We start from the raw sequence: 12,718 nt of genomic DNA, 5'->3' as shown, positions 1-12,718 counted from the left end.
GCCCGCGGGGACGGTCGGGGTGCCCGGGGCGCCGTTGGCGCCGTGGACGGTGACACAGGCGGCCGCGAAGGTGGGTGGTGCTATCGCGATCATGGTGCCGGTGGCCAGGACCAGGCCGCTCAAGAGGGCGGCGACGCGGGTGCGTGTGGTGAGAGTTGTATTCATGGTCGTACTCCGTCTTTGCAGAAGCGCTGATGCGCTCAGGTCCATGTGTCGGCACCGACCGAAAATGGCGCGCTTTTATGCCTCCGGTTCGACATGGAGGAATGCGAATACGCCTCGCGCCAGACGGCGTATTCACCGGCTCGTCGGTTGATCGACAAGTCTGCTACTTCGCCGTCTTCGTCAGCGGAAGATATTTGGATCCAGCAGTGGGTTTGTTTTCGGCGAGGTCCGGGCCGAACGCAAAACTCGTTGCTACCGAACGCATTTCGACAGCCACGTCGGCGGCCATCAACTGTGGTAGCGCCTCGACGCGGCATGGAATCATTGGTAGATTCGGGCAATCATCCATGCTTTGACTCATCTGCCAGCAATGGAAACATCGATGATGCCGCCTGGGCTGGAGCGGTGAACTCAGCATACGCCCATCGCACGCCGATTACTATGCAACGAATAACCGACCGGCGAATTCAGGATTCAGTTTCATATTTCTTACTATCACAGGCATGAAATGGCCGGGGGATTCTGCCGGGTTCGGTCAGTGGAGTCGCGCCCGGTCTCAGGGGACGGCCTCGAACTGCGCGGTCCAAGTGGTGTGGAAGGTCATGCCTTGGCAGCGGGCGTCGGTGTCTGCTTTCAGGATCACGGCGTCGATCATTCGGTATGGGTAGTTGGTTTCGTTCTTGGCGAGTGTCGGTAGGTGGGGGTCGGCGCCGACGGTGGACAGTTCGATCTGGTCGTGACAGTAGGGCTTGTCGGCGGGGTCGGCGACGGTGTCGATCACGACGTCGTCTGCGCGAATGGGCAGCAGTTTGGCTTGTACGTTGGCGTTCGGGTTGGACAGGGTGAGGGTGATATACGCTTTTTCGCCGGGCAGCAGGACGCCGATATGTGCGCCGACCACGGTGGCGTGCGACTCGGCTGGGCTCGACCCGCCGCCTGCGGCGCTGCTCTGCACGGACGCCGCGAGGGCGAAGCCTGCGATGCCTGCGATACCGAAGATTGCGCCGGCCGCTGTGGTGCCGACTGTGTGTCTGATTCTCCCAGGGATGCCCATGGCGGTTCTTTCATCGGGTGCGTCGTGCGGCGGGGGCCGAACGGGGGGTGAGCCCGTGCCCGTTCGGTGGGCCTGGCCGCTTGGGTACGGCAACCCCGAGGCCGAGGTTTCGGGGTTGCCGTGTTCAGCAATTAGCGGACGGCCTGGAATTGGGCGGTCCAGGTGGTGTGATAAGTCATGGCCTGGCAGCGGATGTCGGTGTCGTCCTTCAGGGTCACCGCGTCGGTCAGTTTGTAGGGGAAGTTGGCTTCGCTGACCGCCAGTGTCGGCAGCAGCGGATCGGCCCCTGCGGCGGACAGGGAGATCTGGTCGCGGCAATAGCTCATATCCGCGGAATTGGCGACCGAGTCGACGATGACCTCGCCTGCGGCGATGGACACCAATTTGACCTTCACATTGGTGTTCGGGTTCGACAGGGTCAGGGTGACGTAGGCCTTTTCACCGGGCAGTAGGACCCCGGTTTGCGCGCCGGTCACTGTGGCGGGTGCCATGGCTTCGGCCGAGCCTCCGACGCCGCCGGAGCTGCTGTCTTGGACGAACGCGGCGAAGGCGATGCCGGCCACCCCCAGCATCGCGCCGATAGCGGTGACGGCGGCGAGGGCTTTGATTCTGTTGGTGATACGCATGGAGATTCTCCTTCTAGCGGGTGGAAATCGTGCAGCCGAACGGCAGCAGGTCGATGGGTCGTGGTTCCGGTTGCGGAGCCTGGCGGCGGCAGTGAGCGGGGTGTGCTCGGCCGTCAGGGACCGGTCGGGGGTTGCGGCTCGCTGACGCTGGATGGCTCCACCTCAGGCGTGGTGGCGGTGGTGACCGGCGTGGTCGTCGTCGTTGTTACCGGCATGGTTGCCGTCGTCGTGGCAGGCGATGGTGTGGTCGTCGGTACAGGCGTGGTCGTGGTCGTGACAGGCGGTGTTGTGGTCGTTGCGATCGACGTGGTCGCAGTCGGTGCCGCGGTGGTGGATTGGATGAGGGCGGGTGCCCATGTGCCGGTGGTGCCCGCGATCGAGATCGCCGTATTCATGCCGGGCCCGGCGGTTGCCACGCCGACCGCGAACCCCGCGATGCCGAGTTCGGCGGCCACGATCAGAGCGATGACCGTGGCGTGCCGGACAGAGCACCGGCGAACGATGCCCTTCAGGGTTGGGTTTCCGGGTATTTCCGTCATTTCGGTAGCAGGCACCAGGGCCGCACAATTGTTCTCCTGACCCGATTTGGGCATCATTGGACTGTTCTTCCTATGAATTCTGGAACGAGTCGTTTTGACTGTCCGTCGAATAATTGAGGGCCCTGCACCCGCACTGCTTATGGGGCACCAAATCTGTTGTGCGGCAATGCCTTGCAGGCCCACGCTAACCGGTGTCAGAGATGGTGAATTACCTCTCGGCGTCTCGGTTGTAGCCGAGCGGGTGGATTTTTGTGCCGTCACCATGAAAGTCGATCGCATAACCCGCCTTGTTACGAGTTGTTGAATAACAGCGCCGAAGCGTTACCGGCGATCGAAATCGCGCGGAGAACGGCCGCGATGCTGCCCGGAGAAAATGGCTGGGGAGCTCATGTGCCCCGGTCGGTGTGCGAGTCTGTGTGTGGATGGACGATTCCGATAGCTTGTCGAAGTAGGATTCAGAGATGCTTGGCACCAGATCTCCTGAGCCGTAAGAAGATCCGGGTGAGTCGACCTGCCATCGCGCGTGAGGCGCGTCGATGTCCGACGGCCATACAACATGCCGGGGAGTCGGCGACAACCCGGCGATCACCCGCCGTCATTCCCAGATCAGCCAGGCGGCCCAGCTCGTCTCGGCGAAACGAGCCCAGGTGTGGGCGGTGGTGTCGTGGATGCCGAACAGGTCGGTGACCACGGTCGGGTTGAGGTCGGCGATGTTGGCCATCATCGCCGTGTTGCGGGCCGCGATTGTCGGGAGTCCTTGCGCTGTCATGCGGTCGGCCAAGGACCGAGGGTTTCGAGGTCGGCTTGGTGGTCGCCCCGGCAGCAGATGGGCAGGCCGGCCGGGGCTGACGGTGGCGACCATGGAGCCCGAGGCGCCTTGTCGGATTCGCTGGTCTTATGAGTTCGCCATCTTGCCGCCGACGCATTGCTCGGAAACTCCAGTACAGGAGCCTCGTGACAAAACTCATTTTTCCGGGGTTAGCGGCGAATCGTTAGGGTGCGCGCGATAATCGGACAAATAGGAGGGGACTTCGATGAGATTCATTGGCGCGCGCAATATGCGGCTGCTGGTGGTGCTCGGTTGCGGCGCACTGGTTGCCGCGTGCACCGCCACACCGGGGGGCACACGTGCGGAACCGGACCTCGACAAGTACTACAGCCAGCGGGTCGAGTGGGGGTCGTGTGCCGGGTTCGCGGGCATCGAAGATGCCGGTAACGAGGTGCAGTGCGGGCGGGTGCAGGTGCCGATCGACTACGACAAACCCGAGGGCAATACCGCGCAGATCGCCGTTTCACGGATGGCCGGGCGTGGGAAGCGGATCGGGGCGGTGGTCGTAATCCCAGGCGGTCCGGGACAGCCTGGGCTCGGCGTGCCCACGGTCTTCGGGAAATCGGGGCTCGGTGCGAACTTCGATGTCGTCAGTTTCGATCCGCGCGGGCTCGGCGCATCCACCCCGCTGGTTCGCTGCGTCTCGCAGGAACGGCTCGAGGCGATTCAGCTGCGGGCGATGACGGATATGTCGCCGACCGGAATCGAGCGGTCCGAGCAGGACAATCGCGACTATGTCGCCGAATGCGTCGCGAAGACGGGTACCGAACTGCTCGGACATCTCGGCACCCGCGAGGCAGTCCAGGATCTCGATATCATCAGGGCCGCGCTCGGTGCGAGCCAGCTCAATGCGCTGGGCGTCTCCTACGGTTCGCGAGTGGGCTCGAGCTATGCCGAACGCTTCCCCGACAAGGTGCGCGCCCTGGTGCTCGACGCCGCACTCGATCCGGCGGCCCGGATGTCCGACCCAGTTAAAACCAATGCCTCGCTGCAATCGGCGTTCCAGACATATGCCGACAGGTGTGTCCAGGAGAGCGCCTGTCCGCTGGGAACCGACAGCGCTGCGGCGACCGACCGGCTACGTAGGCTGATCAACCCGCTCCTGGATCGGCCCGCGGCGACCCGTGACTCGCGGGGACTGAACTATCTCAACGGACTATCCGCAGTGGTCTACTCGCTCTACATCCCCCAGCTGTGGCCGCAAGTCACCACGGGGCTGCGCGAGCTTGCCGGCGGCAACGGCGATACCCTGCTCGAACTCTCGGACCAGTTCCGCGGCGTGGTCGACCGCTCGGCAGGGCAGGCGACAATGTGCCTCGACGAACCGCGTACGACGGACCGAGCAAAGGCCGCCGAAGAGATCAAGCTCGGCATCGACGCGGCGCCGTTCGCCGATACCGGCCGCTTCCAAGGTCAAGCGCCACTGGATGTTTGCGCGTTCTGGCCGGAGCAACCGACCAGCCAGCCGCATCAGATAATCGGGATCGAAACTTTACCAAAGGTTCTCGTCGTCGCCACCACTGGAGATCCGGTAGCGCCCTACCAGGGCGGAGTGAATCTGGCTCGCGCCCTGAACGCTTCGCTCATCACAAACGATGGTCCCGGGCACAGTGGATTCCTGCGCGGAATCCACTGCGTGGACGAGCTTGTCCTCGCCTACTTCGAGCAGCTGACCGCGCCGGGCGATATCACCTGCCGCAAGAGCTCATAGTCTCAAAATGGGATGATGTCGCCCGGCACCGACGATGTCACGCTTGATGGGCGCGCGCGGTAAACATCCACGTTCTGGTCGGTGATCGTCACGTTCGCGGAGTCGCCAGCGGGGACATCATCACAGTGGAGCCGGACGACGAGGGGGTCCTCTGGGTCGGCAAGACTGTCGAGCCCTCGCAGAACTGCACCATCCGCTTGATCGTGCTGAAAGACGATGGCTCGGCTGCCACTCGGGAGAGTGTATTGAAGGCCTTCCACCGCCTCTGCACGACAGGTGACGGCATCGAGCGCTACCGGATGGTGGCCTTGGATGTACCGCCGGAGGCGGACCTGCCGAAGATTCGCAAGCTGTTGGAACACGGTGCGGGGCAGGGTTGGTGGCACTGGGAGCGAGGAGGCGGCACCGCCGCCTGGAAGGTCACTGCGTAAGCGTGACAGCAGAGCGCCCACCACTCGATAATCGGCTAGATGCGGACGTCTTCAAGGGTGGCGGCTGGTGACCGCGCGCGACTTGCCAGCCGAGGTCATCGCCCGACTCGGTGCCGCCCCAGCAATTCGGGGACTGACGATCGCCCGGCGGGGCACAGAATTGGTGGATGAACACGAAAACCGTTCTGGTGCATATGGCCTGCTGGGCGGCAGTGGTGGGCGGCATGGCCGCTGCATGTACCACGCTGCCCGACGAGGACGCGAAGCTCTCCGTGTTCGAGATATGGGCTTCAAGTCCCAACCCGCATTCGGAGGCACCCCACGTCGGCTGTGGCTGCGCTCTCGTAGCGTCCGTCAGGTACTCGGCGCAGGCGGACCCGTCGGACGAGGTGAACTTCTACGTCGGCGAACAGCTCGTCGGTACTTCCGGGCCGAATCTCGTTGTCGAGAAGGGGTATGCGAATGTCGGGGTGCCGTGGACTCCAGCGACTGCCGGCCCGCACACGATCGTCGTGAAATTCCGATCCCAGTCCAAGTCGGAAACGGTCACCGTTCTCGCTCCGCCGGACAGACGGACACAGTGACGCCAGTGAACGATTCGACCCTGCACGATGGAGATCCTCAGTACGGAGGACTGCTCGCTGATCGGCATGTCCGTGCGTTCACCCGGCCCCGGATGCCCATCGCCGGTAGATCTTCCGCCCGGGACCAGCGGCTGATGAGAATGCCTGCGCCGCAGTCGGCATCACGTCGAACACCCACCGTGTGGTCCAGATAGGTTGATGGCATGTCGACATTCATCTCTCGATCTGTTTTGGTTACCGGCGGTAATCGCGGTATCGGTCTGGCGGTCGCGCGACGGCTGGCTGCCGACGGACACAAGGTGGCTGTCACCCACCGGGGATCTGGCGTCCCAGAGGGGCTGCTCGGCGTGAAATGCGATGTCACCGACACCGATTCGGTCGAGTCGGCGTTCAGCGAAGTCGAAGCCACACACGGACCGGTCGAGGTGCTCGTCGCCAATGCCGGCATGGTCGACAACACCTTGCTGATGCGGATGAGCGAGGAGCAGTTCACCAGCGTGCTCGATGCCAACCTGACCGGTGCGTGGCGCTGCGCCAAGCGAGCCAACCGAGCGATGCTGCGGGCGCGGTTCGGGCGCATCATCTTGCTGGGTTCGATCGCCGGTCAGTCCGGCATTCCCGGCCAGGTGAACTACGCGGCGGCCAAGGCTGGATTGGTGGGCATGGCTCGCGCGATCACCCGCGAGATCGGGTCACGAAATATCACCGCCAATGTGGTCGCTCCGGGGTTCATCGATACCGACATGACTCAGCAAGAGGTACCCGACGACGCGCGCGAGGCCGCCCTGAAGGCGATACCGGCGGCGCGCATCGGCCGACCCGACGAAGTCGCCGCGGCCATCAGCTTCCTTGCTTCCGACGACGCCGCCTACATCAGCGGTGCCATCATCCCGGTCGACGGCGGCATGGGCATGGGCCACTGATACAACCTGTAATACGTCGCGTAATCGGCACTGTCGGGTGTTCCGGAGACGTTGGCGGCAAACCGATCAGCGGGTAATCGCCGTACGTTCAGATCGAGCGCTCCGCGTGGCTACTTAGACAATGGTGGGTAGGGCTGGGTCCTGGCCAGGATCTGGTCCAGGTGCCCGGCGGGATGCTCTCCAACGCGGCTGCCCGCCAGTAAGACCGGTGTGGCTCACTCATGGCTTGCCTCCCGCCGGGTGCCGTGCGGGAGTGGCTGAAAAGGGGCATGCCCTGGCTCGAAGTAGCGGTGCCCTCCCCGTGCACGGACACCGAAACCTGCGTCGAGAGAGGGATAAGCGATGACCGTCATCATCGGCATGGATCCACACAAACGCTCGGCCACCATCGACATCATCGACCCGACCGGCAAGACGCTGGCCGATGGCAGATACGCCACCGACAAACCTGGCTATGCCCAGATGCTCACTACTGCAAAACAATTCACCGACCGAGTATGGGCTGTCGAAGGATGCAACGGCATCGGCCGCCACTCGGCGCACCGGCTGGTCGATGACGGGGAGACCGTCATCGACGTGCCGGCGCAGGTTCGCGTGTTCGCTACCGGCAACGGTCGCAAGACCGATCCCGTCGATGCACACTCAGTGGCGCTGGCGGCGCTGCGAGCACCGAATCTGCGCAGGGTCCTCGCCGATCCGGAACTGATCGCGTTGGGTCTGCTCTCTGATCGCCGCGACGAGCTCGGTCGTTCTCGCACCCAGATCGTCAACCGAGCCCATCGGCTGCTGCTGGACTTGATACCCGGCGGGGCCAAGAAGTTCCGCACCGCGACGCAAGCTCGCGCACTGCTCGCTTCACTCACTGTCGACGGTCCCGTCGAACGAGTTCAGAAACGGCTGGTCAGTGAGCAGATCGATGAACTCGGGGTCGTCGATGGCAAGATCGAAGCCGCCGACAAGGAATTGCGGGAACTGATCACCGATCGCGGCTCGACCTTGATGGATCTCAACGGCATCGGACCCTCCAGCGCCGCACGGCTTCTCGCCGACACCGGCGACATCCATCGTTTCGCGACCCGGGACCGGTTCGCGTCTTGGAATGGCACCGCGCCGCTGGACGCTTCCTCCGGAGACCAACAGCGACATCGGCTTTCACGCTCAGGAAACCGCAAAATCAACCGGGTGCTGCACATCATGGCCGTCGTCCAACTCCGTCACCGCACTGCCGGCCGCGCTTACTACGACCACAAACGACTCGCCGGTAAGACTTCAATGGAAGCCGTCCGAGCCTTGAAACGACGGATATCCAACGTCATCTACACACGCATGCTCGCTGACCAGGACAAACGTGAATTGGCAGGCCCGGGAGGGCAATCGGGAACGACTACTGGCTCCAGCGCGACCGGCTTCAACCCGCACAGCGATCCTTCGGACAAGCCACCTCCCCGGACCCACGAAACAGCATAACTCCGCACCCTCGTCGACCCCTTGACTAAAGGGGCGCCTACTTCGCGCGGCCTGGCGCGTCACCGAGGCCGTGCTCGACAGCACCTCCGGTGAAGTGCACTTGAAATGTTCGACCACCGCCACCCTGGTCGTGTGGTCGGGATCGAGCTACTTCACATCCCCGGCGCCACAAGGGAAGCTACCGCTTATGCCCCTGGCAGCGGTTCTGAATATGGGTCAGCGGTAACCAGCGAGGCGACCAGGAAACCGGGAGCTCTGCGAGATCCCGAAATCCTTCGCGATCTGAGTCAACGGATCTCGCCCTTGCGGGCGACCGCGACAACATCGCGGCGGAAGTCCTCGGGACAGGGCTTGGGCATGTTGATGATGCTTCCACCGCGGGGACGCATCCGCACAGCTCAGGAGTCAACCAAACCGGGGGCAGTCCCCGGCAGTGCCGTACCAAGACCGTAGCGCGGTCCCCTTCGGTACGAAACGTCGCAGGTCGTCGATCACCTGGAAGGCGATTCGATCGGCATTCGGGTTGCCGTGGGCGTGCGGACCAGGTGGTCATCATGGGCAGAGCGAACGCGAACATCGAAAGTGGAGCTGGGAGCTCTGTGTTGCGGACTGAATGCAGCCGTGCGCTTCGGGTCCCAGTCAGCTCGAGTCGTGGCGCAAAACCGTATGAGACGTAATCCGAACCATCGCGAGGACAAGATGAATACTGACGATCTTCCCACGCTGCCTGTGACTGGGTCATCGATGCCTGATGACCAGTTTCGACTGCATCGAACCGACGGGGACCTCGATATCGCGTGTGTGCTGGATGTACTGCACGGCAAGCTCGCCGCTTATCAGGTGAGCGGCTTTCTCGCGGAGTCGGATTGCCGGACCGTTACCGATAACTTCTGGGCGTCGATGGCTCGTACTCCTCGATACGGGGCGGGCGCTGATGGTGTGGAGGCGTACATCGTCGGGGCTTCCCATATCGATAAGACCACTGCGCACTACCTCGATGATGTCGAGCGCACAGAGGCCGCGGTGCGGGGACTGTACAAGAACGCCGACGATCCGGTGGCACGCCTGCGCACGCTGCTCGCCGACGCGGGCGCCGTCCCAGGGGCGCGGCCCGCAGCGCACGGTGGCCGCGTCGCAGGCTCATCGAAAGCGGTGTGCTGGAACAACATCGATGAGTACCTGCTGCTACCGCACGACGATCTGGCACAGCTGAGCGATCCGCTGCAGGCCGGGTTCGAGATCCAGCGGATCCGCCGGGTGATGGCGGTCAACGTTTATCCGCACGTTCCCGGTCATGGCGGCGCGGTCAAGATCTGGAACGTGATTCCTGACGCGGAAACCCGTGCGAGGCTCGAGGTGACGCACAGCGGATATCCCTATCCACCACACTTGCTCGCCGACCACGCCAGCATCGAGATCCGGGTCGCGGCAGGCGATCTCTGTGTCATCAACGGGAACCTGGTGCACGGCGTCCTCGGTGGCGACGACACCGACCGCGGCAGGTTGCTGATCACGTGTTTCACCGGTCTCGCCGAAACCGGCGAGTTGCTTTTCTGGACGTGACCGCGGTCGGTTGTAGCCCAGGCGCGCTTACGGTTCGCCACCGAGTTCGGCGAGTAGCCGTTCCACCTGCTCGTCGGACATGTCGTCGATCTGCCGCCGCAGCCGGGCGACGGCGTTCAGCGGCTCCGGGTCGGCCTGCCCGCTGCGGATGAGCTCGGCCAAACCCGCGATGGTGGACGCGGAGATCGCGGCTTGTGCGGGGAGGTCTATGCCGAGCACGTCCCTGAACCGCGCGACGAGCTGAGTGGCCAGCAGCGAATGACCGCCTAGCGCAAGGAAATCCTCGTGTACGTTGGGCCGGCGATCGGGCAGGCCGAGGACTTGATACCAGATATCGGCGATCAAAGCCTCGAGGTCGTCGCGCGGTGGCAGTGCCGCGACTTCGTCGCCGACCAGCGGGGCGGGCAGCGCGGCCCGATCCACTTTGCCGTGCGCGGTCAGCGGGAATCTCGGTAGCGGTACCGCGATGGCCGGAACCATCGCCGAGGGCAGTATTCGGCGCAGGTCGGCGAGTACGGCCGCAGGGTCGATCCTGGCGTGCACCGGGACGACGTAGGCGACCAGTTGATCGAGTTCGTTCGGCGCCTTGCGCAGCACCACCGTGGCGTCGGCGACGTCGGAGTGGGCCCGTAATCGTGCGGTGACCTCACCTAGTTCGATCCTGACACCACGGAGCGACACCTGATCGTCTCGGCGGCCGAGAAAGTCGAGCGCGCCGTCGGCCCGCCGGCGAGCGATATCACCGGTGCGGAAGAGTCGGGTGCCCGAACCGAACGGGTCGGCGACGAAACGGTCCGCGGTCAGCGCAGGCCGGTCGAGATATCCGCGGGCCAGGGCGCTCCCACCGAGATACAGTTCGCCGGGCGTAGCCAATGGCACCGGGCGCAACTTTTCGTCCAGCAGATGAGCCTGCACATGGTCGACCTCGGAACCGATCGACGGAACGTCCGCGGCGCCCTGCGCGACAAGGCCTGCGGTGGCCACCACGGCGGCTTCGGTCGGCCCGTAGTGGTTCACGATCTCGAAGGGCGTGCCCGCGGGCGGCGCGGCCGTGAGTGCGTCGCCGCCGACCAGGATGGCCCGGGTGCGCAATGACCGATGCTCCGGCACCCGCAATAACTCCTGGGCCAGCGGCGTCGGCAGGAACGTCACGGTGATCCGGTGCTCTGCCAGCCAGCGCGCGAGTAGGTCGGGCCGGGTGCGGGCAGTGTCGGCGGGCAGCTGCAGGCTTGCGCCCGACGCGAGGACCGGCCAGATCTCCCAGACGGAGGCGTCGAATCCGAAGGCGGCGAGGTGCGCACATCGATCACCGCCGGTGATTCGATAAGCGCGCAGGTGCCAATCGACGAGAGCGGCCAGTGCGCGGTGCGCGACCATGACGCCTTTCGGCGTGCCGGTCGAGCCGGAGGTGTAGATGACGTAGGCCAGGTTGTCCGGCCGCACCGGCACCGTCGGATCGTCGCCGGGTTGTGCGGCAATCTGTTTCGCGTCCCGGTCCAGATCCACTACCGAGCCGGTGGCGGTCGGCAGCCCGGTCCGTGTCGACCCGTCGGTGATCAGCAGGGGAGGCCGGGCCTCGGACAGCAGACGGCGCAGCCGCTCAGGTGGATAGGACGTGTCCAAGGGCAGATATGCCGCGCCCGCTTTGAGGACCGCGAGCAGCGCGATCAGTAGCCGGGGTGTCCTGGGGAGGCACACGCCGACCACGACGTCGGGCCCGGCGACACGGCGGCGCAACACTTGTGCCAGCCGGTTGGCCTGTTCGTCGAGGTCTCGATACGACAGTGTCGTGTGTCCGTCGGTGACCGCCGCGGCATCGGGTCGGGCGGCCGCGAGCTCCGCGATCCGCCGGTGCACGACAGTGGTTGCGCCCGCCGACTCCGCCGCGGCCGCGGTCTGGTCGATCATTGGTTCGCCGAGATGTCGGTGCGAGAACGATGGAGCAACGGGCGATTCCGGTGCAGGAAGCCCAGCATTGCCGGAACCGGGCTGATGATCCTCGGTCGAGCCGCGAGCAGGTCCTGTCGCCGCTCTCGCACACCGGGCAGCTGCGACCAGTGCGTCGACGGGCTGAGGTGATGCTCCTGGTGATAGCCGTCGTTGAAGGCGAGCAGGTTGTAGAGGCGGCCGTAGTAACTGACCGCGTCGGCACCGCGGTGACTGGGGTCGGCACCGAAATGCCGGTAGTAGTTCTGCACATTCACCAGTGCCAGCGCGACGAAGAACGCGGGCAGATAGCACAGCAGCGTCCACTGCCAGGACAGTACGGCGAACCCGGCCAACGACAGGATGTGCGCCGCCCGGTCCGCCCGCACCTGCCGCAGCTCCTGGCCGCGCCGGGGTTCTCTGCGGGAAATGAGCGAAAGCAGTTGTGTCTCCCGGGCACCGATCCGCCACAGCCTGGTGATCGCCAGCGCGTCCTTGCCCCTGGTGCGCAGGCTGTCGAGCGCACCGAGGAGTACATATCGGAGCAACGGACTGTGCTCGCCGTCGTGCCCGTCACGGTAGGTCGACGACGTGTCCCGGGTGGTGCCGTCGTCGCCGATCGGATCATTGTTGTAGCGGTGGTGATTTCGTACATGGGTCAGGTGGTACGCCTGCACGGATTGGCCGATACAGATCGAATTGAGCAGGGAAGCAACCGCATTGAGCCGCCGTGCGGTGAACCACGGTGCATGCGTGAACAAGTGCGAGACCACGATGATGTTGTAGGTCATCAGCATGGTGATCAGCACGAAGCCACCGGCTCGTGCGAGGGGAGCCGCGTCGGACCAGGTGCGGGCCAGCCAAATCATCGCTATCAGCTGCGCCACGCTGAAGCATAGT

The 12,718-nt window shown here is 64.4% G+C and carries 12 protein-coding genes; 7 read left to right on the top strand and 5 right to left on the bottom strand.

All coding sequences use genetic code 11. From position 1 onward, the window contains the following. Positions 1–721: 721 nt before the first annotated feature. Together NN4_RS21355 and NN4_RS21350 are read right to left on the bottom strand one after the other, a co-directional pair. Complete coding sequence (locus NN4_RS21355) at positions 722–1,219, bottom strand: hypothetical protein (RefSeq protein WP_147134179.1); 498 nt, start codon at positions 1,217–1,219, stop codon at positions 722–724. Between the two features lie 131 nt (positions 1,220–1,350). Then, positions 1,351–1,845 carry a hypothetical protein gene (locus NN4_RS21350; protein WP_147134176.1) on the bottom strand — a complete coding sequence of 165 codons (495 nt, stop codon included), beginning with the start codon at positions 1,843–1,845 and terminating at the stop codon, positions 1,351–1,353. Between the two features lie 60 nt (positions 1,846–1,905). On the opposite strand from NN4_RS21350, the gene NN4_RS21345 reads away from it, so the two are divergent. Further along, on the top strand, positions 1,906–2,424 hold the full coding sequence (locus NN4_RS21345) for a hypothetical protein (protein WP_147134173.1): 519 nt from the start codon (positions 1,906–1,908) through the stop codon (positions 2,422–2,424). A 555-nt stretch (positions 2,425–2,979) separates the two neighbouring features. Here the strand turns inward: NN4_RS21345 and NN4_RS21340 are convergent. Then, positions 2,980–3,165, bottom strand: a complete 186-nt coding sequence (locus NN4_RS21340; protein ID WP_147134169.1) for a hypothetical protein — start codon at positions 3,163–3,165, stop codon at positions 2,980–2,982. A gap of 253 nt (positions 3,166–3,418) precedes the next feature. On the opposite strand from NN4_RS21340, the gene NN4_RS21335 reads away from it, so the two are divergent. From NN4_RS21335 to NN4_RS21310, 6 genes are all read left to right on the top strand, one after another. Next, positions 3,419–4,924 (top strand): alpha/beta hydrolase, encoded by a 1,506-nt coding sequence (locus NN4_RS21335; RefSeq protein WP_147134166.1) that lies wholly within the window; start codon positions 3,419–3,421, stop codon positions 4,922–4,924. Positions 4,925–4,989: 65 nt separating this feature from the next. Further along, positions 4,990–5,355: a DUF4265 domain-containing protein gene (locus NN4_RS21330; RefSeq protein WP_147134163.1), complete on the top strand. Its 366-nt coding sequence runs from the start codon at positions 4,990–4,992 to the stop codon at positions 5,353–5,355. A gap of 167 nt (positions 5,356–5,522) precedes the next feature. Beyond that, positions 5,523–5,939 carry an Ig-like domain-containing protein gene (locus NN4_RS21325; protein WP_147134159.1) on the top strand — a complete coding sequence of 139 codons (417 nt, stop codon included), beginning with the start codon at positions 5,523–5,525 and terminating at the stop codon, positions 5,937–5,939. Between the two features lie 203 nt (positions 5,940–6,142). Beyond that, positions 6,143–6,862 carry a 3-oxoacyl-ACP reductase FabG1 gene (gene fabG1 / locus NN4_RS21320; RefSeq protein WP_147134156.1) on the top strand — a complete coding sequence of 240 codons (720 nt, stop codon included), beginning with the start codon at positions 6,143–6,145 and terminating at the stop codon, positions 6,860–6,862. A 342-nt stretch (positions 6,863–7,204) separates the two neighbouring features. Further along, positions 7,205–8,329: an IS110 family RNA-guided transposase gene (locus tag NN4_RS21315; RefSeq protein ID WP_147134153.1), complete on the top strand. Its 1,125-nt coding sequence runs from the start codon at positions 7,205–7,207 to the stop codon at positions 8,327–8,329. 744 nt (positions 8,330–9,073) lie between these two features. Continuing rightward, positions 9,074–9,892 carry a hypothetical protein gene (locus NN4_RS21310; protein ID WP_222595125.1) on the top strand — a complete coding sequence of 273 codons (819 nt, stop codon included), beginning with the start codon at positions 9,074–9,076 and terminating at the stop codon, positions 9,890–9,892. 27 nt (positions 9,893–9,919) lie between these two features. On the opposite strand, the gene NN4_RS21305 is transcribed toward NN4_RS21310, so the two are convergent. Together NN4_RS21305 and NN4_RS21300 are read right to left on the bottom strand one after the other, a co-directional pair. Then, entirely contained in the window at positions 9,920–11,800 is a 1,881-nt protein-coding gene (locus tag NN4_RS21305; protein ID WP_147134147.1) for a non-ribosomal peptide synthetase, read from the bottom strand. After that, the gene (locus tag NN4_RS21300; RefSeq protein ID WP_222595124.1) at positions 11,797–12,705 is read right to left on the bottom strand and encodes a fatty acid desaturase family protein; all 909 of its coding nucleotides are present in this window, start codon (positions 12,703–12,705) and stop codon (positions 11,797–11,799) included. The genes NN4_RS21305 and NN4_RS21300 overlap by 4 nt, the downstream gene beginning before the upstream one ends. Between the last annotated feature and the right edge of the window lie 13 nt (positions 12,706–12,718).

The organism is Nocardia ninae NBRC 108245 (assembly GCF_007990755.1).
Classification (GTDB): Bacteria; Actinomycetota; Actinomycetes; order Mycobacteriales; family Mycobacteriaceae; genus Nocardia; species Nocardia ninae.
The sequence above is the reverse complement of the archived record's forward strand: the minus strand, read 5'-3'. Positions and strand labels throughout refer to the sequence as shown.